The 24,138-nt window shown below is 37.6% G+C and carries 30 protein-coding genes; 5 read left to right on the top strand and 25 right to left on the bottom strand.

The features are described from left to right. Positions 1–104: 104 nt before the first annotated feature. From ACNQFZ_RS17980 to ACNQFZ_RS17970, 3 genes are read right to left on the bottom strand one after another with little or no spacing between them, the layout of a single operon-like run. Positions 105–293, bottom strand: coding sequence for a capping complex subunit for YIEGIA (locus ACNQFZ_RS17980; protein WP_458412679.1), 189 nt, complete (start codon positions 291–293; stop codon positions 105–107). A gap of 7 nt (positions 294–300) precedes the next feature. Beyond that, positions 301–1,185 (bottom strand): YIEGIA family protein, encoded by an 885-nt coding sequence (locus ACNQFZ_RS17975; protein ID WP_458412678.1) that lies wholly within the window; start codon positions 1,183–1,185, stop codon positions 301–303. Continuing rightward, positions 1,185–1,784 (bottom strand): YphA family membrane protein, encoded by a 600-nt coding sequence (locus tag ACNQFZ_RS17970; RefSeq protein WP_458412677.1) that lies wholly within the window; start codon positions 1,782–1,784, stop codon positions 1,185–1,187. Before ACNQFZ_RS17970 ends, ACNQFZ_RS17975 begins: the two co-directional genes overlap by 1 nt. A gap of 134 nt (positions 1,785–1,918) precedes the next feature. Between ACNQFZ_RS17970 and ACNQFZ_RS17965 the strand changes: the two genes are divergently transcribed. Beyond that, positions 1,919–2,050, top strand: coding sequence for a YpzI family protein (locus ACNQFZ_RS17965; RefSeq protein ID WP_458412676.1), 132 nt, complete (start codon positions 1,919–1,921; stop codon positions 2,048–2,050). Between the two features lie 51 nt (positions 2,051–2,101). Here ACNQFZ_RS17965 and fni read toward each other — a convergent pair whose 3' ends face one another. The 16 genes from fni to ACNQFZ_RS17885 all read right to left on the bottom strand — a co-directional run bounded on the left by fni (position 2,102) and on the right by ACNQFZ_RS17885 (position 16,457). Beyond that, positions 2,102–3,157, bottom strand: a complete 1,056-nt coding sequence (gene fni, locus ACNQFZ_RS17960; protein WP_458412675.1) for a type 2 isopentenyl-diphosphate Delta-isomerase — start codon at positions 3,155–3,157, stop codon at positions 2,102–2,104. Positions 3,158–3,174: 17 nt separating this feature from the next. Continuing rightward, positions 3,175–4,308 carry a 30S ribosomal protein S1 gene (gene rpsA / locus ACNQFZ_RS17955; RefSeq protein ID WP_458412674.1) on the bottom strand — a complete coding sequence of 378 codons (1,134 nt, stop codon included), beginning with the start codon at positions 4,306–4,308 and terminating at the stop codon, positions 3,175–3,177. Between the two features lie 92 nt (positions 4,309–4,400). After that, positions 4,401–4,982 (bottom strand): lysophospholipid acyltransferase family protein, encoded by a 582-nt coding sequence (locus tag ACNQFZ_RS17950; RefSeq protein WP_458412673.1) that lies wholly within the window; start codon positions 4,980–4,982, stop codon positions 4,401–4,403. A 4-nt stretch (positions 4,983–4,986) separates the two neighbouring features. Continuing rightward, positions 4,987–5,658, bottom strand: a complete 672-nt coding sequence (gene cmk, locus ACNQFZ_RS17945) for a (d)CMP kinase (RefSeq protein ID WP_458415439.1) — start codon at positions 5,656–5,658, stop codon at positions 4,987–4,989. Positions 5,659–5,725: 67 nt separating this feature from the next. After that, positions 5,726–5,902, bottom strand: coding sequence for a YpfB family protein (locus ACNQFZ_RS17940; protein WP_458412672.1), 177 nt, complete (start codon positions 5,900–5,902; stop codon positions 5,726–5,728). Between the two features lie 54 nt (positions 5,903–5,956). Further along, positions 5,957–6,613, bottom strand: a complete 657-nt coding sequence (locus tag ACNQFZ_RS17935) for a flagellar brake protein (protein WP_458412671.1) — start codon at positions 6,611–6,613, stop codon at positions 5,957–5,959. A gap of 104 nt (positions 6,614–6,717) precedes the next feature. After that, the gene (ypeB, locus tag ACNQFZ_RS17930) at positions 6,718–8,067 is read right to left on the bottom strand and encodes a germination protein YpeB (RefSeq protein WP_458412670.1); all 1,350 of its coding nucleotides are present in this window, start codon (positions 8,065–8,067) and stop codon (positions 6,718–6,720) included. Between the two features lie 16 nt (positions 8,068–8,083). Further along, positions 8,084–8,902, bottom strand: a complete 819-nt coding sequence (gene sleB / locus ACNQFZ_RS17925) for a spore cortex-lytic enzyme (protein ID WP_458412669.1) — start codon at positions 8,900–8,902, stop codon at positions 8,084–8,086. Between the two features lie 109 nt (positions 8,903–9,011). Continuing rightward, positions 9,012–9,707 carry a glutamic-type intramembrane protease PrsW gene (gene prsW / locus ACNQFZ_RS17920; protein ID WP_458412668.1) on the bottom strand — a complete coding sequence of 232 codons (696 nt, stop codon included), beginning with the start codon at positions 9,705–9,707 and terminating at the stop codon, positions 9,012–9,014. A 112-nt stretch (positions 9,708–9,819) separates the two neighbouring features. Next, entirely contained in the window at positions 9,820–10,785 is a 966-nt protein-coding gene (locus tag ACNQFZ_RS17915; protein WP_458412667.1) for an asparaginase, read from the bottom strand. 12 nt (positions 10,786–10,797) lie between these two features. Further along, a complete protein-coding gene (locus ACNQFZ_RS17910) occupies positions 10,798–11,781 on the bottom strand; it encodes a YpdA family putative bacillithiol disulfide reductase (protein WP_458412666.1) in 984 nt (327 codons plus the stop codon). A 65-nt stretch (positions 11,782–11,846) separates the two neighbouring features. Beyond that, positions 11,847–13,118, bottom strand: coding sequence for a Glu/Leu/Phe/Val family dehydrogenase (locus tag ACNQFZ_RS17905; RefSeq protein WP_458412665.1), 1,272 nt, complete (start codon positions 13,116–13,118; stop codon positions 11,847–11,849). A 105-nt stretch (positions 13,119–13,223) separates the two neighbouring features. Beyond that, positions 13,224–14,138: a D-alanine--D-alanine ligase family protein gene (locus ACNQFZ_RS17900; RefSeq protein WP_458412664.1), complete on the bottom strand. Its 915-nt coding sequence runs from the start codon at positions 14,136–14,138 to the stop codon at positions 13,224–13,226. A gap of 180 nt (positions 14,139–14,318) precedes the next feature. After that, the gene (locus tag ACNQFZ_RS17895; protein WP_458412663.1) at positions 14,319–14,921 is read right to left on the bottom strand and encodes a genetic competence negative regulator; all 603 of its coding nucleotides are present in this window, start codon (positions 14,919–14,921) and stop codon (positions 14,319–14,321) included. Between the two features lie 140 nt (positions 14,922–15,061). Then, positions 15,062–15,976 carry a MerR family transcriptional regulator gene (locus ACNQFZ_RS17890; protein WP_458412662.1) on the bottom strand — a complete coding sequence of 305 codons (915 nt, stop codon included), beginning with the start codon at positions 15,974–15,976 and terminating at the stop codon, positions 15,062–15,064. A 73-nt stretch (positions 15,977–16,049) separates the two neighbouring features. Then, positions 16,050–16,457 carry a hypothetical protein gene (locus ACNQFZ_RS17885; RefSeq protein WP_458412661.1) on the bottom strand — a complete coding sequence of 136 codons (408 nt, stop codon included), beginning with the start codon at positions 16,455–16,457 and terminating at the stop codon, positions 16,050–16,052. A gap of 167 nt (positions 16,458–16,624) precedes the next feature. Here ACNQFZ_RS17885 and ACNQFZ_RS17880 point away from each other — a divergent pair, with 167 nt between their 5' ends. The 3 genes from ACNQFZ_RS17880 to ACNQFZ_RS17870 all read left to right on the top strand — a co-directional run bounded on the left by ACNQFZ_RS17880 (position 16,625) and on the right by ACNQFZ_RS17870 (position 17,895). Further along, positions 16,625–16,861 (top strand): spore coat associated protein CotJA, encoded by a 237-nt coding sequence (locus ACNQFZ_RS17880; protein ID WP_458412660.1) that lies wholly within the window; start codon positions 16,625–16,627, stop codon positions 16,859–16,861. Further along, positions 16,854–17,117: a spore coat protein CotJB gene (locus ACNQFZ_RS17875; RefSeq protein WP_458412659.1), complete on the top strand. Its 264-nt coding sequence runs from the start codon at positions 16,854–16,856 to the stop codon at positions 17,115–17,117. Before ACNQFZ_RS17880 ends, ACNQFZ_RS17875 begins: the two co-directional genes overlap by 8 nt. 208 nt (positions 17,118–17,325) lie before the next feature. Further along, the gene (locus tag ACNQFZ_RS17870; protein WP_458412658.1) at positions 17,326–17,895 is read left to right on the top strand and encodes a manganese catalase family protein; all 570 of its coding nucleotides are present in this window, start codon (positions 17,326–17,328) and stop codon (positions 17,893–17,895) included. 58 nt (positions 17,896–17,953) lie between these two features. On the opposite strand, the gene ACNQFZ_RS17865 is transcribed toward ACNQFZ_RS17870, so the two are convergent. The 5 genes from ACNQFZ_RS17865 to ACNQFZ_RS17845 form a co-directional block, all read right to left on the bottom strand. Then, positions 17,954–18,400, bottom strand: coding sequence for a DUF2663 family protein (locus ACNQFZ_RS17865; RefSeq protein ID WP_458412657.1), 447 nt, complete (start codon positions 18,398–18,400; stop codon positions 17,954–17,956). Between the two features lie 124 nt (positions 18,401–18,524). Further along, positions 18,525–19,244, bottom strand: a complete 720-nt coding sequence (locus ACNQFZ_RS17860; RefSeq protein ID WP_458412656.1) for a LysM peptidoglycan-binding domain-containing protein — start codon at positions 19,242–19,244, stop codon at positions 18,525–18,527. 4 nt (positions 19,245–19,248) lie between these two features. Continuing rightward, positions 19,249–19,845 (bottom strand): CPBP family intramembrane glutamic endopeptidase, encoded by a 597-nt coding sequence (locus ACNQFZ_RS17855; protein ID WP_458412655.1) that lies wholly within the window; start codon positions 19,843–19,845, stop codon positions 19,249–19,251. Beyond that, on the bottom strand, positions 19,845–21,368 hold the full coding sequence (locus tag ACNQFZ_RS17850) for a RecQ family ATP-dependent DNA helicase (RefSeq protein ID WP_458412654.1): 1,524 nt from the start codon (positions 21,366–21,368) through the stop codon (positions 19,845–19,847). Before ACNQFZ_RS17850 ends, ACNQFZ_RS17855 begins: the two co-directional genes overlap by 1 nt. Continuing rightward, on the bottom strand, positions 21,369–22,418 hold the full coding sequence (locus ACNQFZ_RS17845; protein ID WP_458412653.1) for a helix-turn-helix domain-containing protein: 1,050 nt from the start codon (positions 22,416–22,418) through the stop codon (positions 21,369–21,371). Positions 22,419–22,640: 222 nt separating this feature from the next. Between ACNQFZ_RS17845 and ACNQFZ_RS17840 the strand changes: the two genes are divergently transcribed. Further along, complete coding sequence (locus tag ACNQFZ_RS17840; RefSeq protein WP_458412652.1) at positions 22,641–22,889, top strand: ferredoxin; 249 nt, start codon at positions 22,641–22,643, stop codon at positions 22,887–22,889. A 54-nt stretch (positions 22,890–22,943) separates the two neighbouring features. Here ACNQFZ_RS17840 and ACNQFZ_RS17835 read toward each other — a convergent pair whose 3' ends face one another. After that, positions 22,944–23,996, bottom strand: a complete 1,053-nt coding sequence (locus ACNQFZ_RS17835) for a cytochrome c peroxidase (RefSeq protein ID WP_458412651.1) — start codon at positions 23,994–23,996, stop codon at positions 22,944–22,946. Between the last annotated feature and the right edge of the window lie 142 nt (positions 23,997–24,138).

Below are 24,138 nucleotides of genomic sequence, written 5' to 3'. Positions count from 1 at the left end.
CCGTTTACGTAAAAAACCCTTCTAATCAAGAAGGGGGAAACGAGCGTATTTATCTAGTACATCTTACCAAAGATATGCATTTCAAACAACTTTATTTCAAAATGTTAATGTTTCACAATAATATATAAATCGTCGCTCAATCTGTGGGCGACCCCATCTAAAATCGCCTCCAAGCTCCCTGAAATAGACTCCATTTCCTCTACGGTACTGCAAGTAAATATAGCCGTTCCACCCGCAACCTTATTTGGATTTGTCGTGATGACGGCCAAAATAAAATTTCCTAGTTCATCCACTTCTTATTCATCCCCTCTTATTGGCGACTGATTCATTAGGTAATCTGATCGCGTTTTCTAATATCGGGACATGACCTATGACCCTTATCGCTTTTTCCACTTCTCTTATTTGCGGTAAGACAAAAACGGCAACACGACCATCGTCAAGATCCCGCTTAGCGATTGGAACTAATGCCGGTGTGCCGGAATCACGGTATATACCCAATGCAATCGAAATATCATGAAGGATTGCTTGCCGTTGACCAAGGTTTGCAATCGTTGGCCTCACATTAAAGCTTTTTGGTTTTAAGATAAAACCCATCCCATATTTCAAAATTTCCTCTTGGCGTTCAGGCAAACCGACATTCATAATATAAATATTATCAATTAACAGCCCTGCTTCTTCAAAATGCAGTTCATGTTCTTCAATGTCAACAATGTCCTTAAGTTTGCCACCTGACATTAACTTTTTCGCAATCAATAGACAAATAATGCCTGCAATGACCGCTGCCCACCAATTAATCGTGATAAAAGTCAGTGTTGTTATAAAGGAAGTCAAAATAACGATGTAGTTGCGTCCTTCAAATGCAATCGCGATGCCCTCAATATACGTCTTTCCACGCGGTACTAGTTCGAGCTCATCAAGTGCTTGTAGCGTTGTCCGTTCCATATTACGAACCTCACGAAACTGTGAGGCAGCTAGCGCCAAAAAGGTAATTGCTGTAAATTCTTGTTTCATAATTGACGGAATTGCCACAGTTCCCAATGCCGCTGCAATAAAACCAGTTGCAATATGTATAATCCTTCCATGCAAATAGGTTGGATACTGCCTGTAATCTGTTCTTAGCATATAAAGCCTTGCAATCGTCCCAACCACGACTCCAAATATAATCGGGTATGTAAATTCATGCATTATTGCATCCTCCTTGCCTTTCCTTTTTGAAAATTAGCCTCAAAGAATTGCCCCATTTTTTCAAACAAACTCCAAGCGGCAATAGAAAAGATTATTACTGCTAGTGCATCTAAAAATAAAAAGCCTCCAATTTCAACTTTGAAAGAAAACTTTTTTAATATAAAAGAATACAATAATTCACCGTTACACACACCACTAATGGCAACACTGGCGCGATAATAGAAATCTTTTGCAAGCATTAGGATTAAATAAAGAATAACGAAAGAGAGCATCCATTTCCTATCAAAAATAAGCCATACAGGATCAAATAATTCAAAGAGCTGAAAGCAGGTATAGCCAATAGAAATAATAAGCGAGCAAATGAGATGATAACCTAAATGTAAACCCTTTGATTTTGATAGCAAAACAAAAGAAAACAATAATAATAGCAAAAATGAAGCACGAAAGGTGTAGCCTCCTCCACGTAAAACGTGATCACTCACTGCAATTACTAACAAAAGAACAAAGCTCAGTATCGTCCTTTGCTTACTTTTATTCATTAAAAACGTTGTAAAAACCCAGCCAAGCCAAGAAAACCAATAAAAATAAATTCCTTCCACAAAATCACCACCACTACTCATTATGACTCAATTAAATGGATTTCATTCTTTAAGGCGTTTGGAGCTTTTAGGGGCATAAAGGAGAACAAAAAGTTAAATATTATAAAAGAGTAAAAATAGAAAGGAGTAATAAAATGGGAAAAGATCGTCAAGAAAAGAAACTAAGGGAATCAAAAAAGGTGGCATCTGACAGAGACCCTGAGTTACATAACAAAGGGGCAACGATACTTGAAGGACCAGAAGCTTCTAGAGAATTAAATAAATAAATAAATAAGTAAGAAAAGAAGGATCTGCTTCGCTCTGATCCTTCTTTTCTTTTAACTATGTCGATTGCTATATACCTTTGTATCTATGCTGCGCTCCTGAAGCCAATGATGGGTTTTCCCACTAATGATAATCGGCACCTTTTGTAACTCATTTATTGTTCTCACACCTAAAGCTATCATCATTAGCCTTATATGCTCTTTGATGATGTTAATTTCATTAATCAAGGCTTCCTCGCCATCGGTCATTAAAACCTCCAAAAACCTTCCAGCAAATGCTGCTGCAGATGCCCCTAGAGCAATTGATTTAGCAATATCAGCAGCGTCTTTTAGTCCTCCCGATGAAATGACAGAAAGTGAAGGGGATACTGAACGGACCTCAACGATGGAAGCTGCAGTGGAAATGCCCCACTGATTAAAGAAAGGTAGGCTTTCTTTTCTCCGGCGATTTTCAATTTCCGCAAAATTTGTCCCACCAAATCCACCAACATCTATGATAGAAATGCCGGCATCAATGAGCTTTCGAACAGTTTCGCGGCTTATTCCAAAGCCTACTTCTTTCACAATAATCGGTAGCTCCAGATTTGTTGCTATCTTTTCTAATCTTGATAGTGTTCCGCTAAAATTACGGTCCCCTTCCGGCATCGTTAACTCTTGAATTATATTCAAATGGATTTGCAAGGCATTTGCTTGGACCATATCAATCGCCCGTTTTACCTGTTCAAGCGTTGCCTCACTCCCGAGATTTGCCAGGACCAGTCCGTCCGGATTTTCATCGCGCACGATTTGGTACGATTTAATTTCTTGTTCATCCTTTATTGCAGCCATTTGTGAACCGACCGCCATCGCAATACCGCATTCCTTTGCAACCCTTGCCAGCCGGCGATTAATTTCCTCGGTTTTCTCACCGCCGCCCCCAGTCATTGCATTGATAACAATAGGCGAACTTAAAATAAGTTCGCCTATTTTCGTGCTTATGGACACATCATCAATGGAAAGCTCCGGGATGCTATGGTGAACAAATTGAACGTCATTTAATCCATTATCATGCTTTCGTTTAATTGCAAGAGCATGCTGTAAATGCTGTATTTTTCGTTCAGCTCTCTTCACGTAACATCACTTCTTTACTATTTTAGTTTTTTCAGCTGGTCCCCAATCATATCACCTAAAGAAAAACCAGTTGAGTCTTCTGTTTGTTGATATGCTTTATAATCTTCTTTTGGATCTTCTTCCAATAATTCTTTGATGCTAAGAGAAATTCTTTGATTCTCTTTATTAATATCTAATATTTTTACTTTAACCTTTTCGCCTTCTTTTAAAACTTCATGTGGTGTGGCAATATGGCGGTTCGAGATTTGCGAAATATGAACAAGTCCTTCAACACTTGGAGCTACTTCTACGAATGCCCCAAAGTTTACCAAGCGTTTAACTATTCCTTCAACAACATCACCAGATTTAAGTTGAATAACATCCCAAGGTCCAGGTAAAGTATCTTTAACAGACAACGAAATCCTCTCATTATCTTTGTCAATAGCAAGAACTTTAACTTTTACTTTCTGACCTTCTTCAACAACATCTGATGGCTTTTCTACATGATGGTGTGCAAGTTGGGAAATATGTACTAACCCATCAATACCTCCAATATCAACAAAAACGCCAAAATCAGCTAATCGTTGCACCGTTCCATCTAAAACTTGGCCCACTTGTAATGAATCAATGGTCTGATGTTTTTTTGACGCAATTTCATCATCAAGTACAGCACGGTGGGAGAGGATGACGCGATTTTTTTCACGATCAAGCTCAACCACTTTTATTGTTAAAGTACGACCTTTATAGTCTGAGAAGTCTTCCACAAAGTGCCGTTCAACTAATGAGGCAGGAATAAAGCCGCGTACACCAATATCGACAACTAAACCGCCTTTTACAACATCTTTTACTTCAGCTTCAAACACTTCTCCAGTCTCAAACTTTTTCTCAAGCCCTTCCCATGCTTTTTCAGCATCGACTGCTTTTTTAGAAAGAATGATTTCTTCCTCATCTACTTTTATTACCTTAAGTGTTAGCTCATCGTCCACATTTACAACATCGCCAGCCTTCTCGATATGCAGACTGGAAAGCTCACTAATTGGCACAATGCCTTCAACTTTATAACCAATGTCAACCAATACATGTTTATCCTCTACTTTAGTCACCTTACCATTCGCAGTATCCCCGACTGCAAAAGATTTAACTTCTAAATTTTGATTCATTTCCTCTGACATATAAAACCCTCCTCAATCCACATAATAAAGAAAAACAATCTTTTTTATAACTTCCAATAAACGATACATTTTGTCAAGTAGATTGCATCATGTTATCGGTTATTATCAATCAATTCACGGATGGAATCCATAATGATATCTGTTGCTTCTTGAGCAGATAATTTATTTGCCCGCACTGCTTCAAAATCAATCGGTTTTCCATAGACAATCTTTATCTTGCTGAAATTTTTATAAGGACCAATAATTGCACAAGGAACAACTACGGCATTTGATCGTAGTGCGAAAAATCCAGCACCTGCGAGGCCCTGCCCTAATTCCCCCGTTTTGCTTCTCGTTCCTTCAGGAAACAATCCTAACACTTTTCCTTCTTTTAACAATGAAAGACCAGCCTTTAAGGCATTCCGATCACTCATCCCCCGCTTTACAGGAAAGGCATCTATACTATGCATAATATTTTTCATAATCGGCATTCTAAAAAGCTCTTCCTTTGCCATAAAGCTAATGTCCCTTGGACATGAAACTCCTACTAGTGGAGGATCATTGTTTGATATATGATTACTGCAGAGTAGGACTCCACCATCTTTCGGGATATTCTCCATACCGACAATTTCAATTTTGTATAGAGATTTAAGGTATATAGCACAAAGTGCTCTTCCAAACCTATAAAGCCCCATAGTCTCAACTCCTTCTTTCGATAATCTGAATAATCTTATCAATTACTTGATCGATGGAAAGGGAAGTTGTATCAATCTCGATAGCATCGTTTGCTTTTTTTAGAGGTGCCACTTCTCTCTCTGAATCTAATTTGTCTCGTAAAGAAATCTCCTCTTTTAATTTCTCTAAATCTGTTTGAATTCCCTTTTGTAAATTTTCTGTAAATCTTCTATTTGCTCGTTCTTCTACAGAGGCGATCATGAAAATTTTAACTTCAGCATCCGGCATAACGTGAGTGCCAATATCACGACCGTCCATGACAACACCCCCGCTCTCAGCAAGCCGCTTTTGCATTTCTACCATTAACTCTCGAACACCGCTATGTTTTGATACAATCGATACATGATTTGTTACTTCATTATCGCGAATTTCCTTTGAAACATCTACGCCGTCAACAATGACTTTTCCACCCTGAACAGCTGATTCAAGCTTGATATCAGTATGTATTAGCAAATCGACTAATTTCTCTTCGTCCTCTAATTCAATTTTATTTTTTAATGCTTTATATGTAAGGGCACGGTACATTGCACCGGTATCTATGTATATAAAAGAACACCTTTCAGCCACAGCCTTTGCTACAGTACTCTTTCCTGCAGCTGCGGGCCCATCAATAGCAACTTTAATTTTACGCATGATTTCACCTCTAATTGTTGTCTTTATTAGGAATGAGCTACAATAAAAAAAGGCAGGTACCCCCTGCGCATTATCTGTTCATTGTTTCAATTATCTCCGAGTACTGATCCTTCATGACACCTTCGTAGTAGATGATTTTACTTAAATAAGGTGCCAGATTATGATTAGAAAGTAACCATTGACCAATAATTAAAAAGATTAGATGCAGGATTACAAATTTATATATATATTTTTCAACCATTTTCATCTGCAACACCAACCATTTTTTGGTTAGTATCTCTCCAGAATTAAGAAATATGCATTATCGTCCTCTTTTTCGATCACTTAATTGCCGTTCAAAGCAATAACGAGTAATCTGTTGAACTTGTGCTTCATTTAAATCGATAAATTGAATCGGCGCCTTATCTCTACTACCCATTGTACCATAGATAATTCTAATAATTTTAGCGCATGTCTTTATATAAAAATATTCACCATTCGTTAAAGGTAGTACTAAATAACATAGTAATTCAGTTTGGGGCTTAAAGTTATGGTTTGGAGGAAGAATAATGGCCGCACCACCTGCACTAATATCAACTGTGATCGTTGTAAATGGATTAAAATCATCATTAAGCGGATGTACAGCAAGATCCACTGTAGCATCAATGCGAACGTACTCTCTCCTTTGGATTCGAATGAGCTTGTCCTGTCCTGGATAGCTAATAATCATCATTGGTATGTTTTCCTTTTTTCGACCAACAATCTCCGAATCAAACATGTAAATAACCTGATCCTTTGCATAAAAGGAAACTTTAATTTCCGTTCCATCTAAAAAAAATACAGCCCTCCCCGTTTTTTCACTAACAGGATAGTCAATATAAACTTGGTTCCCCTTTCGATCAACCAATTTACATTTAAATGTTTCAGGTTCATCCGAATTTTTTAATTCAATGTAAAGCGTATCCCCGATACTTAGCAAACTAGTCCCCTCCGTCTAAGATGCTACTCATTTCATTATTATCTCATGGAACAAAAAAAAGGAAAAGTCTAATCGCTGACTTTTCCTTTCATCTAGGGTAACCATTATAGCTGATCATAAAGCGGCTCTGCATTCTTTAACTTTTCAACCTTTTCCTCAGAGCCATCCAACGCATTAACATAGATTCGATAAGTATCGTTATGAATCGTACCTATTATTTCATAACAAAGAACTTCCTCTCCTAAATCATCGTTGATAATCGCCAAACGGTTTTCCATGACTTTTACTGATGGATTTACCTTTTTCAAGGCTTGGTCTAAAGATATTTGTACTTTTGGAATGGTCCGCTTACGATGTGCCATTAAGTAATCATTGGCCGAAAAACCAATGATATCACCATTATCCAGTGCTACTTTAATCCGAATCGAATCTGGATAAACTCTTACGTTGTCCTGGGTAGCAACGAAGGTAAAAACACCGACAGAATCATATTGGGCACTTTCAAAAAGCTGTAAATCTTTAAAGTTTTCGGCATTTAAATATTTTTTCGCCCTCTCAGCCGCGTCGTTTAAGCTAATTTTCTGCCCATTTACTTCACGGTGATTAAGCACCCAAATTGGGAAGCCGCCTTTTTTCGTGATATCCATATAAATTTCCGTATTCTCATTATTAGGACTTATGACTAAGCTGTAAAATCCATAATTTGACCCATCCCCATTTTCAGAAACATCAATATTTGCATTTCCGTTTAGCCGCAGAAATTTCTTTGAAGCATTGACTGCCTCTTCTTTTGAAATTTCTTCTCCTTTCAAATACTGAAAATTATTATCCTTCTTAGCATTCATCTGTGTAAATTCCGGACCAAAATTACTTTCCGAATATTCTTCGACATTTTTCTCAACCGTTTTAAACCCATCGATAATCGTGTTATCTATATTTTCTTTTTCAGAAGCTAATGCCAGTTCAACATCCATCCACCTCAGATTATTTTCAATAACCTGGTTTTGAACTTTTCTTAATTCTTGCTGGATTTCGGTTGCATGATTATATAATTGCTGCAATGTTTTATATTCGCCATCAGTTAACGGCTCCTTATCCAAATCACGTACCGCGGTTTTATAGGAAAAATCTCCTATCTTTGATAGAAATTCCTCAGTCTTATTAAATGGCAAGAGTGCCAGCGGCAATTGGCCAACATCCGTGTGGGCTGTTGAGGTTATTCTCCATACATCCGCTAATGCCGGTGAAAGCTGTGTTCTTGAATTCATTGCTAAAGTCGTCCCAATTTTATCTTGCAAAAGGTCAACTTGATAGGTTAAATCATGAAAGGCGCGTTGGTAGTTATTTTCTGCATGAATCAAAATGGCGTTTTTCTCTTGATGCTCCTGATAACCCCAAAACCCTGTTCCAATTACAAGCAAGCCGAAAAAAACTAATAATATTACGCGAAGCAAAAGTAATCACCCCTCTTTACATACAGAAAATATGATTTCCAATTTTTTTAATTTGTTTCCTACTCCAAATCCATGGCGATGTAGCCGTAGCGGGATTAAAATAATAGATAGCATTTCCCGTAGGATCCCAGCCATTAATAGCATCAATAACAGCCTTTTTTGCTGTTTCGTTTGGAGTCAGCCATATTTGACCATCGGCAACGGCTGTGAAAGCGCCCGGTTCGAAAATGACACCTGAGATTGTATTAGGAAACGACGGGCTATCAATTCTGTTCAAAATCACAGCTGCTACAGCTACTTGTCCAACATACGGCTCCCCTCTTGATTCACCATAAACGGCGTTCGCCATCAGCTTAATATCATTTTGTGAAAAGCCATTTGGCATATTTACTGCGCTCGGCTTATCAGCTTGTTTACTTTGGGATCTAGACTGTTTGTTACTTACTTGATTTTCTTTTGGTGTACCGCCGTAATACGTAAAGCTTTTCCCTTGCTGCACGCTATTTTCAACATAATCCTTATCATATTTTGATGCATTCACTAATTTTTGTTTTGTCGTTTGACCAGCAAGACCATCTACCGGCAAACCGAATTTTTCCTGAAAATTTCTTAATGCCCAATATGTACCCCACCCAAATACTCCATCTATTTTCCCATGGTAATATCCTAAATATTGAAGCCTCGCTTGCAATTCAATAACATCAGTCCCCACTGCTCCTTTTTGAATCACTTGATTGCTAAAGGCATCCACATTTTGCCTATTTGTAGTAGCTGAAAGTGTACCCACCAAGAGCGTCAGTATTAACAAAAATCTAATGAATGGTTTGTAACACATATAACCGCAATCCTCCTTATAGGAATTTAGCTATATGTATTTTCTGTTTAAATTAACATTTTATGCATAGAAAAAACGGGGCTAACCTCTAAACTGTCAGCCCCGTTTTTTATTGCGATACATTATTATTGTGCTCAAATAATGGCACGTTTTTTGGCTCATCCAATTGATTCGCTTCTTTCACTTTCCGTAAAGCACTAATCCATAATAGAACCATAAAAGGTACCATAATATAAAGCCAATATTGTTTGACTGTTAATAAAATATAATCATATGTTCCGTGAAGGAAAAAAGGAATAAGTAAAGAGAGTACAAGCCACATCTTTTTCTTTTCCGGTGGAGCGAATTTCCCAATCCCCAAATAAAAGCCCATGACCACGCCAAAGAGAGCATGGCTTGAAACAGGCAAAAGAGCTCTGCCAAATGCAAACTCCACCCCATTGGCAAATAAATATAATATATTTTCAACTGTGGCAAAACCTAATGAAACAGATACACCATAAATAATCCCATCATAACGCTCATTAAATTCTGTATTTTGAAAAACTGCAAAATATAAAATAAACCATTTAAAAAATTCTTCCAAGAGCCCTGACAAAATATAAGCATTTTTCCAATTGCTTTGTAAAACCCCTTCACTCATAAAGGCATATTGAATAAACATAATCGGAAAGACAAGCAAAGCCCCATATATAATCGTTCGAAAAACCAAACTAAGCGGCTCAGCTTCAAACTTATCTCTTAAATAAAAGTAAGAGAGCAATGCCAAACCAGGTGCTATTCCACTTGAAATGATCGCTAACATTTTTAAAGAATAATCCTTTCTTATAAAGCAAGATTTATATTCCTAATGGTATCATGAGACACAGCTCCTCGGAAAGGATGTTTATTGAAAAATGTATTGGAGTTATTGTTTATTACTTGAAATTGGCTTGACTAACATGTTCGATTGATGCTAATAAAACCGCTAATTTTATTCTAGCCTTTTTACTATCGTAATCCTCACCCAAGATCACGCCATTTTTTTGTAAATCATAAGCGCTACCATGATACCCATAAGCAGGGTAAACCTTTCCTTCCTCTGCACTTGTCGTGACCACAATAACTAGCCCCGAGGATACCGCATTTATTATTGAATTCATCATAAGAGGTGCCACTTGGCCCCGACCGACACCTTCCAGAATGATGCCTTTTGCTCCGGCCCCCACTGCTGCATCAATAAACGTTCCATCCCCACCAGAATAACATTTAATAATATCGACACGCGGAATTTGTTTTGTAATCGTATAATTATCTTTACTAATCGGCTTTTGGTAAATACTAACGATGTCATGATCAATAATGCCGAGGTAGCCGTAGCCAAATGATTCAAACCCTTGAATATTTGATGCATGAACCTTTTTAACATATTTCGCTGAATAAATTCGTTCGTTAAATACAACAACTACTCCGGCGTTTTTCAGCTCTTGATTAACAGCCGCATAAATTGAGTTTCTAAGATTGGAATAGACGTCCGTCCCTATATCCTGTGGGGAACGCTGCGAGCCTGTTACAACGATTGGACGCGGATCATTTATGGTTAAATCTAGAAAATAAGCTGTTTCCTCTAAAGAGTCCGTCCCATGGGTAACAACAACACCGCAAAGTGAGTCATCTTTTAACTCTTCAAGAATGTCCTGTCTGATTTTTAGCATCAATGAAAAATCAATATGCATACTAGGCTTTTGCAGACAATCAACGATTTTCACTTCAATGTCCTCTGGCAAAAGACACAATGCAGCCAATTCCTCACCAGTCATGGCACCCGAATTTAAGAGCCCTTTTGATATTTCTTTACTGGCAATTGTCCCACCTGTTGTAATTAACGCCACTTTCTTTTTCAAAGTCTTCACCCTTTACTTTTTTCCGCTTAAAAAATGAGCAATGAATCCTCCATGAAATCGGCCATTTTCAATAAAAATTTCATTCGCATTGTTACCTGCAGCAATGACACCAGCAATAAAGATGCCCGGAACATTCGTCTCCATCGTCTCCGGATTAAAAAGGGGACGCCCAGTTTCCTCATCTACACCTACTCCCATTTCTTCTAAGAAGGCATGGTCTGGTTTATAGCCTGTCATTGCAAATACATAATCATTGTTGATTTGTTTTTCTTCGCCTTTTACAGTATAAGTAATGGCCTCTTCTGTAATTCCTTTCACAATCGCGTTGAACTCCATTTTTATATATTCCTGGCGAACGAGTGATTCGAACTCCGGTAAAATCCACGGTTTAATGCTTCCTGAAAATTCACTGCCACGATATAATACCGTAATACTTTTTGCACCAGCTTTATGAAGTTCAAGTGCAGCATCGACAGCCGAGTTTTTTCCGCCAATGATGGCTACATCGGTATTAAAGAAGGGATGCGCTTCTTTAAAGTAATGCATCACCTTTTGCAAATCTTCTCCAGGGACATTCATGTAATTAGGATTGTCATAATAACCGGTTGCTATAACAATATATTTTGCTCCATATGTATTTGTCTTGCCGTTTTTCATAGTTGTTTTAACAATAAACTGTTGATCGGCTCTTTTTTCTACTTTCTTGACACGCTCAAATGTATTAACACGAAGCGCTTTGCGTTTAACAACTTCGCGATAATAACATAATGCTTGATTTCTTGTCGGCTTACGATGCTCCGAAACAAATGCTACATCACCAATTTCAAGTTTTTCGCTCGTGCTAAAAAAGGTTTGGTGGGTAGGATATTGATAGACAGCATTAACGATATTTCCTTTTTCAATCACAAGTGGGTGAAAGCCTTGATCTTTTAGAGCAATGGCCGCTGCCAATCCACAAGGTCCTCCACCTACTATAATGATCTCTTCTTTGTTCATAACGTCTCCTCCTCAAATAGAAGAATCCTCGTTATTCACGAGGATTCCGTTTTTTTTCATTGATGTTATATCCATCCTCTGAATCGGGATGCTTCGGCCATCTTTCGCACGCCTACCATATAGGCTGCTAATCTCATATCAATTTTTCTAGTTTGCGCCGTATCGTAAACATTGTTAAAAGCTCTTACCATAACTTTTTGGAGCTTTTCTTCCACTTCTTCCTCAGACCAATAATAGCCTTGGTTATTTTGAACCCATTCAAAATAGGAAACCGTAACTCCACCAGCACTTGCAAGAACATCAGGAACAAGTAAAATGCCACGGTCTGTTAAAATCTTCGTTGCTTCTAATGTCGTTGGGCCATTTGCCGCTTCAACAATAACCTTTGCTTTAATATTATTGGCATTTTCTTCTGTTATTTGATTTTCAATTGCAGCAGGAACCAAAATATCACAATCAAGTTCTAACAGTTCTTTGTTAGTAATCGTGTTCTTAAATAGTTTTGTTACTGTTCCAAAGCTATCACGGCGGTCTAGAAGATGATCAATATCAAGTCCATTTGGATCATGAAGGGCGCCGTATGCATCTGAAATTCCAATCACCTTCGCACCAGCATCATGCATAAATTTCGTTAAGAAACTTCCTGCGTTTCCAAACCCCTGCACGACAACTTTAGCTCCCTTTAAATCTATACCTTTTTTCTTTATGGCTTCATATATACAAATCGTTACGCCTTTGGCAGTTGCAGATTCGCGTCCATGTGAACCTCCAAGCACGAGCGGTTTTCCGGTGATAAAGCCCGGATTGTTAAATTCATCAATGCGACTATATTCATCCATCATCCATGCCATGATTTGAGAATTTGTGAATACATCTGGAGCCGGAATATCTTTTGTCGGTCCAACAATCTGGCTAATTGCCCGTACATAGCCGCGGCTTAAATTCTCCAGTTCTCTGAAAGACATACCACGAGGATCGCAAATAATACCGCCTTTACCTCCCCCATATGGTAAATCAACGATACCGCATTTTAAACTCATCCAAATGGAAAGTGCCTTCACTTCTTTTTCTGTTACGCCCGGATGAAAACGAACCCCACCTTTGGTAGGACCGACAGCGTCATTATGTTGCGCACGGTAACCTGTAAATATTTTAATGGATCCATTATCCATTCGGACAGGAATTCTTACTGTCATCATTCGCAAAGGTTCCTTAAGCAGTTCATAAAATTCTTCTGAATAACCGAGTTTATCTAATGCATTTTTAATAACTATTTGTGTCGATTTCAAGACATCTAGTTTATCTTCATTCCCGATTCCTGCTTTATCGGCTACCATGAAAATTTACCCCCTAAAAAATTCGTCAATAATGATCTACGGTTATTTTTTACATATACTAATATAGTATACTTTTCAGGATATTCCATGCAATGATTTTATCCTCTATTTTAAGGTTAATTCTATCAACCTTTCAATCATGTCCTCATAGGATAAGCCTATTTCACGGGCCGCATCCGGGAATAGACTTGTCGGAGTCATACCAGGCAATGTATTAACCTCTAGTAGTACAGGTGTGCTTCCATCATAAGGTACAATAAAATCCGTCCGCGAATAGGTTCTACAATCCAAAGATTGATGAGCCAATACCGCATTCTTTTGCAGATAAGCCGTAATTTCTGCATCAACCCGGGCAGGAATAATGTGGTCGCTCATGCCAGGGGCATACTTTGCTTCATAATCATAAAATTTATTTTTCGGAACAATTTCGATTACAGGCAATGCCCGCTCTTTTCCTTTTTCACCTAAAACCGCCACCGTTACTTCCATGCCATCAATAAACTCTTCAATTAAAATATCATCATCATGTTTAAAACCTTCTTCAATTCCCGATAGCAACTCTTGTTCATTGTTAGCTATTGTTAAACCAATCGTAGAACCTTCACTGGCAGGTTTAACGACTGCCGGATAGGTGAGCGTAAATTGAAAAGCTTCACGATTAAATGTTGCCACGTTTAACGTTTGGTCTTTAGCAACGCGTAAGCCTTCCCGTTCCAAGATTCTTTTTGCTTTTACTTTATTCATTGCAAGAGCCGACCCTAATACACCTGAGCCTACATATGGAATATTAAGCATATCTAAAAGCCCCTGAATTCTGCCATCCTCACCGAAGCGTCCATGTAATCCTAAAAAAACAACATCTACATCTAATGTTAATAATTCATTTATTTTACTTGGGTTAAAATCAATTCCGATCACTTCATGACCTTTCTTTTGTAAGGCATTCATGATTCCTTTACCAGAAGATAGTGAAACTTCGCGCTCCCCTGATGTTCCCCCATATAATACAGCGACTTTCATAATTGCGTTTCCACTCCTTGCTAAATTTTAGGCTCTATTGCCTCTTTAGTAATTTGCACCTATGTTATGTATCGTATTCTGTTGTTCTAGATAAGTGCCTATTTCATTATCATACCACTTGATAAAACGAAGACAATAGAAAAAGAGGCTAGAAAACAGCCTCTTTCATTTATTTTAATTTTAAGCGTTTTTATTTATAAAAAAGTTGTAGATTTGGAGAACCGCATTTTCTTTCATTAGTTCCTTTCCATATTCAATTACTCTGTAGATTGTAATGGTCGCAGGTGTCCCAAATTCAGATAAGATGGAAATAATATTTTCTGTCAACTGCCCATTCAGCTCGTCTTCTTGCAATTCTAAATAAAAATGGTCTTGAAAAGAATAGAGCTTTCCTCCGTCAATTCCTAAAATATGCAATCTAGAACTTAATGAAATGATGTCCTCCAGTGTTTGAAACTCATAAAAAATATCATCACTTTCGTCAACGGTCACTTGCATTTCTATATATTCATCATTGAATTCCTCATCTTCATCGTCAACAGATAAATCCTTCGTCACAATAATGACCATCCCTTGAGCCTGAAGAGAGTAAACTTCAATCGCTATCGGACCATCTGCTTCGAAACCTAGTTCATCGCTGGCCTCACTCATCATATCACGAAAGAGTTGATGAACTTTCTGACTATCATGCCATAAGTCATCCTTTGTCAAACCACGTTCTGTCAAGTCATCAAAAGTTAGAAAGATTTTTATTTTATTATAATTTAAACGCTCTAGCCTCATGAGCTACCCTCCCTTACCATCAACTCCCAAACATCCTTACATTACTATATGTTTGTTATTAAAGATGGTTCATATTGTGTAATATTTTTAAACCTAATCTTACACTTAAATGAAGCTTCAAGACAAGCATTTTGTTTACCTTACTGGATTGCCCATTTTCCTAGCCACTTTTCCCATTCAGTCTTAGTTGGGCCTATTAAATATTGTTGATACCCTTTCTTCAGCTGGCGTATTAAAGATGGTACCGCCTTTCCGCCTATTCCTAAATGAATCTCAGGATGATTAGTCGTTATCTTCTCTATCATTTGTGAGGTACTTTCAACATTAACCATTGTAAATGAAATAAATAAAAACTCCGGGTTTATTTCGTTCAACATGCTAAGAAGATCCTCTCCATGTACGCTTGTCCCTAAATAAATGACATGATATCCCTTCCACTTTAAAAATAGTGTAAACAAAAGCAGACCCAGTTCATGCGCTTCATTTGGTCCTGAGACTAGTATTGCTTTCGGTAGCACACTATCACATGGCATATTTTGTAAGATAGCACCCACTTTTGTGCGCATAAAATTATAAATAAATTGCTCATGGGCACTAGATATTTTATGTTGTTCCTTTAACATTTTCATTTCAGTAAATATCGAGGTTATTAATTCAATAACACCCCATTCAATTGAAAATAAACTAATCGTATAGCTAAATATCTTACGGGCGCGTTCTTCTTCAAATTTTAATAGAGCTTGTAAAAGCTGACTCTTATTATGATGAAAAGATTGATCAAAAGGGGATATTTCCGGCTGACCCTTTCTATTTATTTGTTCTTCGTTTTCCTCATATAGTGCAACTGCCTGACTGATGGTATACCCTTCCTGCACCTTGCTGACTAACCATCTTAAGATTTCAACATGCTTTTCTGTATACAATCTATGACCTGCCTCATTCCGAACCGGTGCAATAATTTTATAACGCCGCTCCCAGGCCCTAAGTGTCCCCGACTGTATCCCAAGCAGCTTCGTAACGGCCTTCATATTATATTTTCCTTGCTCAAAAGTCATCCTTGACTTCCTCCGTCAACACCATTTTCTCAAGTATAGTGTAATGAAATTATTGTGTAAATGCTGCTTTAAGCTAATAGCTTCTTTCTTTTGAAATATCTTTTTTTAGTTCAAGCGAAGAAACTGCGAAAATGACCGCAAAAATAACGAGAAAAATTGTAATCATCCATGATCTTTCGAAAAATAAAAGATAGCAAGCAAATGAACCATAATCAATTACGATAGAAGCATGAAAGCCGCTTTCCCCTTTCATCCAATAAAAGGTGTGTTCAATTGCAGACTTAATAAACGTTGATAATACTAGAACAGTGATGATAAAGGTCGTCATTCCCCAAAAAAAGCGGACCGGATTCAATATTAAATTGGTCATGATAAACGAAGGATCAATCAAATCATGTAATGGCAAAAGTGAAATCGTCAATAACCCACAGAAAACAGCAAACAAGAGAAGTAGGATTTTTTTTAGGATTTTTTTTAACATGAAACCCCCCCATTATGAAATATGTAATGAGAGCAGAAATAATGTTTATATGTATGACATTGATTATTATTTTAGAAGGCTAAATAAAAAAAGGCATAGGACATCCTTCCGCATCCATAGAATGAATTGACGTTGTATGTTATCAATGTAAAAAGGAGGAATATGCCATGTTTACGCTACGGAAAAATTGGTACCCCTATGTGAGCCCTTTCGATCCTTGTCCGCCAATGACTTGTAAACAGTATGTAACCGCGCCTAACCTTTATATAAACTTTCAACCCCCAGGATTACAACAATTCCACCCTAAAGACGCATTATATGCCGGTACACTTTGGTGCGCTTTTTATGACCCTTATTTCAACGCACATGAATTGGCAATGAGGGAGGAAAGAGACGATGCATAAACAATTGCCGCAAGATTATTACACGTTATTGGAAGAATTGCAGACAATTGATTTTGTTCTAGTAGAACTTACCTTATACCTAGATACACACCCCCGGGATTACCAAGCAATTGAACAATTTAATCGATGCGCTCAACAAAGAAAACAAATAGCCAAACAATATGAAGCCCGTTTTGGCCCTTTACTTCAATACGGACATAGCTACTCAAGATATCCATGGGATTGGGATAATACACCATGGCCATGGCAAGTATAGGAAGCGGATGCGCACGTTTAGCGACGCAAAAACTGGAGCGCATCGACTGAGATATAGGAAACACTGCGAGCTAGCGAGCCGATGTTGACTTATCGTAGGGAGATGAGCGAAGTTTTCGAGTCGCTGTGCGCTGGAGCTGGACTGGATAGGAAGCGGAAGCGCACGTTTAGCGCACGACTAAACTAAACCGGAGGGAGGAATATCACGAATGTGGATCTATGAAAAAAAATTGCAATATCCCGTAAAAGTAAGTAAATGCAACCCGATGCTGGCAAAATTTTTAATTGAACAATATGGTGGGGCTGATGGAGAGCTAGCTGCTGCGTTGCGCTATTTAAATCAAAGATATTCAATACCTGATAAAGTAGTCGGTTTACTAACGGATATTGGCACCGAGGAATTCGCCCACTTAGAAATGATTGCAACGATGGTTTACAAATTAACAAAAGACGCCACGCCTGACCAAATGAAAGCGGCTGGGCTGGATGGCCATTACGCTGACCATGATAAAGCATTATTTTATCATAATGCAGCCGGCGTTCCATTTACGGTTACTTATATCCAAGCAAAAGGGGACCCGATTACTGATCTCTACGAAGATATCGCAGCTGAAGAAAAGGCGAGAGCAACGTACCAATGGCTAATTAATTTATCAGATGACCCATGTATAAATGACAGCCTGCGCTTTCTAAGAGAACGGGAAATTATTCATTCTCAGCGCTTTAAAGAAGCTGTAGAAATATTAAAAGAAGAAAGAGGAAAGAAACAATATTTTTAACCTCTTTCGACCTCAGGAGGGGCTGAGATCATCGGTCCCTTCATGTTCATAACAAAGATTAATCATTTTCATAATAGAGGTTGATCTTATATTTTTCTTTCATCAGTTTAAAGAAATGATGCCGTTTTGCCCTTTTTTCCCCCTCCGGCCACAGTTCTTCCGATCTTTGAATAACCTCACAGCGAAGTGCATTGTATTCTTTTTCAAGTTTTTCAGCCTTTTTTTCAATAAACCTAAAGCGGAAATGAAGTGTAACTAGGACTGCAATGAAAAGATAATGATAACCATCGTTAATGAGCCTTGAAATCATCACCCCATACTGAAAACGAAAAGGTAAAACTGTAAAAATAAGCACATATCCTATGAAAATTGCTGCAGAGATCAGCATCATCATTCTAAGAAGTTTTAGCTCCGATTCTTTTTTTTCATATTTTGTTTTTAATTTGCATAGGTCTTGGATGATGACCTGTCCCACTTCGTCTAAATAGAGACGCATATTCTCCATGTGCCCACCCCATTTCTCGTCCAATAAGCCGTCTACAATACATCTATTCATTTGGGCAGACATATAGAACGATTAAAAAGCAAGAAATACAAAAGGCTGCCCAATGGACAGCCTTTTGTATTTTTTATTTCAATGGGATTTTTAATAATTGCCCAGTCATCACGGTGCCTTCACTATCCAAGCCATTGGCGCGCTTAATAATATCTTCCCCTACTCTACTTTGATAATATCTCAGGGATATACGATATAAGTTTTCTCCCGTTTTTACACGGTGATAGACTATACGCTCCTTTGTAGTCTGATTAGATGTAACTGTAGATTTTGTATTTACAGTAGTACCATTCGTGCTTTCGGTAGCAGCAACAGGGGGTTCGGTAGTTCCCGATTCCTGAGAAACCTCTGGCGTTTGCTTTCCTTTATTTTTATCTTCAGCCAGAGGTGTTTGATTCACGGTGTCAGCACCTTTGACATCTTGAACTTTCTTCTCTGGATCTTGCATTTCAACAACATCAATATTTGAATCATCGTTAGAGTTGTCCACTACTTTTGCTTCCTCATCAACCTTTGCATTTGTCAATTGAAGATTATCTTTCCATAAGTTGTAGGTAGCCACTAAACAAACAATCAAAATAAATGTTAAAGTAAGCAATCGTACTAAAGGAAAACGTAACCGTATTTTTGTTTTCTGCTTTTCCTTATTACGATGCACCTCGCTCCTTGGCGGCAGAGGTGAAACCCCATTCTCCTTTTCTTCGGCTTCTAGTTTGGAGCTAGGAAGCGGACTTTCTTCCATTTGTTTTCTTAAAGTCTCGGCTTGGTCGATAGAATCTTGATTTGATGACATTTGATCACCTCTGGTTTGAAACTTCACATACATATTTTCTTCGAATTATTAATGCAAACACGAAATCAATCACAAAATGCATAAAGATTGTCACAAGCAGATTTCCAGTTATTACATAAATCCAGCCAATATAAAAGCTTAGAGAAATGACAACCACCAATAAAGCCCACTTAAATAGATAACGAAAATGGAGAAGAGCAAAGACAAGGCTTGCGATTAAAAAACCGAAATGTGTTTGGATGACACCGCGGAAAAACAACTCTTCAGAAAATGCTACGAGTAGACAAATAATCGTAATATGCCATACAGGCCTTTTTTGGAAAACCTTCTCGTTGACTCCACCATCATCATACATATGCTTCGGTAAAATTTTCATTAAGACAGCATCAATAGCTACTACAATAATAGCACTTCCTCCGCCAAAAAGGAGTATTTCTTTTAAATTCCACTCCCAAATTTTGAAAAAAGCATCGATATTTGCAAATAAAAAGAAACCAATGATAAGGGCTACCAATATCATCATAACTTGGGTTAAATAGAGATGGAAGAGAACCTCCCGATCATCCATTTCCTTAATTAAATCAGCCTGATGTTTAACCATTACAATTCACCACTTTGTTTAAATAGTAACTTTAATTCTTCCTCCCAGTTAATATACGTCGATGTTTTTTCAGTTTTTTCGTTTTTCATATATTTTTCAATATCAAATTTACAAATATCACAGCATTCTTCTGGAATGATCTCAATTGTTTGTTCAAATTTCTGTAAAAGTGTTTCTCGCCGACAAGTATCCTTGGCTAGAATCCACTTATTAAAATCAGCAACATTTCGCTGCTTTAAACGGACTCTTTCCTCTATCAATTTTAAGATGTTCGTTTTAACAGTATCAAGACTTACAGTCTGGTTTACTGTTCCATTTAGGAAGACCTCATGCGTTTCAAGTTGGTATTTAAGAAAACGCCATTTTATTTCTGACAGACCATAGTTTTGTGTCATCAACTGCTCAAGCGCTTGCAGTGATTGATGAATTTGCTCTCCTTTGATATGTATAAAAAGCGAATTCACTTCATCATAAGTTGGCAAATCATGAAGAACAATGCTCTTCGCTAATTCATAGTCACCATTTTCATACAATAAAATAGCGATACTTGGTTTACCGTCCCTTCCTGCTCGGCCGATTTCTTGTAAATAGGATTCAAATTGTGATGGATAGTGGAAATGAATAACAAATCTTACATTACCTTTGTCGATGCCCATCCCAAATGCGTTTGTGCAACAGATGACATCCAACTGGTCCTGGATAAATTGCTGTTGGATTAATAGCCGGTCATTATTCTCTAAGCCGCCATGATAATATGCGACCCGTTCAAGTCCGCTATTCTTAAGCTGTACTGTCATTTCTTCTGTCCACATCCTGCTCGAAAAGTAAATAAGTCCCGGACCTTGCAATGCTTTTACATAATCAACCGTCGCTTTTATTTTTTCATCCAGAGATTGAACCTGTCTTACCATTAATGCGATATTAGGGCGGTCAATTGAATAAATATGTTTCGATACAGCCGTAAGCTGTAATTGCGTAATGATATCATGAAGGACCGCCTTCGTTGCTGTTGCCGTTAGAGCTAAACATGGCGGATTGCCGATTTTGCTTTTAACATTAGCCAGCTTTAAATAATCCGTTCTAAATTCATGACCCCACTGTGAAATACAATGTGCCTCATCAATCACAAATAAACTGATTTTTAGTGATTGCAACGCATGTATGACTTCGGGCGATTGTAGAATTTCGGGTGAAGCGTAAATAAAGCGATATTTCTGTAAGTTGCAGAGTACTTGTTTTCTTTTTGAATAGGGTAGGAAGCTGTTAAGACCAACGACATTTTTTTCTCCCCTCGTTTTTAGCTGTTGCACCTGGTCCTCCATCAATGACAGCAAAGGGGAAACAATCAGGACCGTTCCTTCCAGAATATATCCGGGCAGCTGATAGCACACCGACTTACCCGCCCCCGTTGGCAACATTGCCACAACATTTTTCTCTTCTGTTAAATCTTGAATAATTTCCCTTTGTCCTCGTCTAAATGTAGAAAAATGAAATTTCTCCTCTAATATTTTTTCCAAATCCACTTATTTCTCCATCCTTCCGAGTACGAGACGAATTTGAAAATAACTTACCGAATTATTTAATGCGTCCCTAATAGGTTTAAGGCGTTTTGTCCCAAGCTCAAGAACAAGATTTGCAATTCTTTCCTGCAGCTTCTTAGAGACAAATGGTTCAATAGTAAAGTGCTTGTCTTCTGTCGCAATTTCTACAATATGGTCCTCTATCGTACTTTCTTTTAAGTTACGAATCACCGTGATTTCTGTAATCGAAAAATTTTGTTTTAGTAAATCATATGTTTTCTTTGCGGACATCGTCAGCGGTATGAGCTCTTCTTTCTGTTCAATAAATAATAACAGCTGCCGAAAATGATCGGGATTCGTGTTAACCGTATGGATGATAAAATGAAGAACAGAGTGAAAAAGAATAAATGCATATTCATGATCTACACGTAAAAAACGGCCAATTTGTTCAATTGTATAGCCAACTCGATGAAAACCACTTAGATGAAGTACGAATATTTCAGCCTGAAGCCGGGGCAATTGCTTTAAAATGGACTGAAGCTCTTTATAAAGCTGAGTTGCGAGACATAAGCGATTTTTGCTTGCTCGTAAGTAGCTTTTAACCCAGTGCTGTGTATCTTCATCATTTATGACAGGATTAAAAGCTGATTGCTCATAATTTAAAAAGGATAAAGTTTGAACGGTAAGGGAAATCCTTTGCCAAAAGGCTTGAGCTTCCTTTTGGTAAATCCATCCGTTTAAATAAACGGGAATTGGATATTTTTCCATAGAGTTTTCTAAATAAAAATATCCTTTTTCAGTCACAATATATGTATCCTTATTCGTCACAGTTATATAGCCGTTTGTTTCAAGATGAAAAATAATATCTTCAATATCTTTTTTTGAAAGGTGCTGCATCGTTTGAAAAAAAGGCGTTAATTTATACAATTTTGCATCTTGAATAGTTTGGGAAGACTTTTTCCCATTAAGTAAATGATAAATAGCATAAATCGTTCTTTCGCCATTCAATTTATTTAGACAAAATAAGACTAAAAAAAAGCGAAATCGTTCCACGGTTTCGATTCCTTTCTTCCTGTTTTGATTATTATTTTATCAAATTATGACGAAAAAAGGGTGAAATTCAATAATTGGAAAGGGCAACATCTTCTATGAAAAGTATTATCAGTGCACTTTACTATTGAAAAGTTGAACAAAGCGATTTACAATGTTTATGAGTGTGAAAGAAAGCTCAAAGGATATATAAACTATTTTTACAATTTGTGGGAGGTATTTTTCATGGCAAAGTATACTATTGTTGACCAAGAAACTTGTATTGCATGTGGTGCATGTGGTGCATCTGCGCCTGATATCTATGATTACAATGATGAAGGTATTGCATTTGTAACATTAGACGAAAACCAAGGTATTGTTGAAATTCCTGATGTATTAGTAGATGACATGATGGACGCTTTCGAAGGTTGCCCAACTGACTCTATCAAAGTTGCTGAAGAGCCATTTGATGGTAATCCAAATAAATTCGAATAATTCATTAATACATAAAAAACCTCTCAGCTTTTGAAGCAGAGAGGTTTTTTTATTTTACGGTAATTTAGGTACATCTACGACTGGAACTTCACCACTCATAGATTCTAGGAATGCAACAAGTGAATTTACTTCTTGATCTGTTAAATTGATTGGTTTTATTAATGGATCTTTATTCGGATGATTACCCCCGCCCTCATTATAGTAATTTACAACATCTTTTAGAGTAGCGAGACTACCATTATGCATAAATGGTCCAGTATGAGCAACACCTCTTAATGCTGGTGTTTTGAACTTACCTTTATCCTCTTCTTGTTTTGTAACCGTAAATCGGCCATCATCACCTTCCATACCTAAATTATGGAAGCTGTTATCCGTAAGTGTTTGGCCTGCATGGCAAGACAAACAATTCGCTTTACCGGCAAATAGCTTCATACCTTCAATCTCTTGTTTGTTTAAAGCGTTTGTCTCGCCTGCTAAGAAACGGTCGAATCTTGTATCAGTAATTGTAATCGTTCTTTCAAATGCGGCAATGGCTTTTGCAATATTTTCAGCCGCAATCTTTTCATTAAATACATTATTAAATTCATCTACATAAGCAGGAACAGCATTTAACTCAGTCACCAATTCATCAAGATTTTGATTCATCTCGAACTGGGATTGAATCGGACCGAGCGCTTGCTCCTCTAAGCTACCTGCACGTCCATCCCAAAAGTTAGAAGTATAATAGCCTGAATTTATGATTGTTGGACTATTGCGAGCACCTTGATGTCCCTCAAAGCCGACAAATGTTGGTCTATTATCTCCATATCCAGCCCCCGTTGCGTGGCACGAAACACAACTGAGTTTGTTATTACCTGATAGTCTTGAATCAAAGAATAGTTTTTTCCCAAGCTCCACTTTTTCATCGGACATAGGGTTGTCCGCTGGAACAGGAATTTCACCAATTGGTTGGAACTTTGCCATAACAGCTTGCAATTCTTGGTCAACCACCGGATTTTCTCCTTTTAATGTTTCAACCGCTTTTTGATCTCCATTTCCATTACTACTGCACCCGACAAGCAACCCCATCAATAATAGCCCGGTGCCAATCCTTTTAAAAGCTTTCATTTTAACAACTCCTTCTATTGATTATGGATAACACGTTGTTTGATGGTTTTTATGTTATCTTAAACAATTATAAGGTTACCAAATTTAATCTTTCTTGTTATTTTTTAACATTTTTGTGAATTTTACCTATATTTTGAAAAAA

Source organism: Schinkia acidoalkalinis (assembly GCF_054301215.1).
Note: the sequence above shows the minus strand (reverse complement) of the source record. Positions and strands in the feature narration are given on the sequence as shown.

Coding starts and splice junctions, on each gene's coding strand:
- ACNQFZ_RS17975 (WP_458412678.1), bottom strand. CDS start 1,185: ATGCATGAATTTACATACCCGATTATATTTGGAGTCGTGGTTGGGACG.
- ACNQFZ_RS17905 (WP_458412665.1), bottom strand. CDS start 13,118: ATGGTAGCCGATAAAGCAGGAATCGGGAATGAAGATAAACTAGATGTC.
- ACNQFZ_RS17870 (WP_458412658.1), top strand. CDS start 17,326: ATGTGGATCTATGAAAAAAAATTGCAATATCCCGTAAAAGTAAGTAAA.
- ACNQFZ_RS17965 (WP_458412676.1), top strand. CDS start 1,919: ATGGGAAAAGATCGTCAAGAAAAGAAACTAAGGGAATCAAAAAAGGTG.
- ACNQFZ_RS17875 (WP_458412659.1), top strand. CDS start 16,854: ATGCATAAACAATTGCCGCAAGATTATTACACGTTATTGGAAGAATTG.
- ACNQFZ_RS17835 (WP_458412651.1), bottom strand. CDS start 23,996: ATGAAAGCTTTTAAAAGGATTGGCACCGGGCTATTATTGATGGGGTTG.
- ACNQFZ_RS17880 (WP_458412660.1), top strand. CDS start 16,625: ATGTTTACGCTACGGAAAAATTGGTACCCCTATGTGAGCCCTTTCGAT.
- ACNQFZ_RS17950 (WP_458412673.1), bottom strand. CDS start 4,982: ATGGGGCTTTATAGGTTTGGAAGAGCACTTTGTGCTATATACCTTAAA.
- ACNQFZ_RS17940 (WP_458412672.1), bottom strand. CDS start 5,902: ATGAAAATGGTTGAAAAATATATATATAAATTTGTAATCCTGCATCTA.
- ACNQFZ_RS17910 (WP_458412666.1), bottom strand. CDS start 11,781: ATGAACAAAGAAGAGATCATTATAGTAGGTGGAGGACCTTGTGGATTG.
- ACNQFZ_RS17855 (WP_458412655.1), bottom strand. CDS start 19,845: ATGGTTAAACATCAGGCTGATTTAATTAAGGAAATGGATGATCGGGAG.
- sleB (WP_458412669.1), bottom strand. CDS start 8,902: ATGTGTTACAAACCATTCATTAGATTTTTGTTAATACTGACGCTCTTG.
- ACNQFZ_RS17865 (WP_458412657.1), bottom strand. CDS start 18,400: ATGGAGAATATGCGTCTCTATTTAGACGAAGTGGGACAGGTCATCATC.
- ACNQFZ_RS17860 (WP_458412656.1), bottom strand. CDS start 19,244: ATGTCATCAAATCAAGATTCTATCGACCAAGCCGAGACTTTAAGAAAA.
- ACNQFZ_RS17840 (WP_458412652.1), top strand. CDS start 22,641: ATGGCAAAGTATACTATTGTTGACCAAGAAACTTGTATTGCATGTGGT.
- ACNQFZ_RS17895 (WP_458412663.1), bottom strand. CDS start 14,921: ATGAGGCTAGAGCGTTTAAATTATAATAAAATAAAAATCTTTCTAACT.
- rpsA (WP_458412674.1), bottom strand. CDS start 4,308: ATGTCAGAGGAAATGAATCAAAATTTAGAAGTTAAATCTTTTGCAGTC.
- prsW (WP_458412668.1), bottom strand. CDS start 9,707: ATGTTAGCGATCATTTCAAGTGGAATAGCACCTGGTTTGGCATTGCTC.
- ACNQFZ_RS17890 (WP_458412662.1), bottom strand. CDS start 15,976: ATGACTTTTGAGCAAGGAAAATATAATATGAAGGCCGTTACGAAGCTG.
- ACNQFZ_RS17900 (WP_458412664.1), bottom strand. CDS start 14,138: ATGAAAGTCGCTGTATTATATGGGGGAACATCAGGGGAGCGCGAAGTT.
- ACNQFZ_RS17885 (WP_458412661.1), bottom strand. CDS start 16,457: ATGTTAAAAAAAATCCTAAAAAAAATCCTACTTCTCTTGTTTGCTGTT.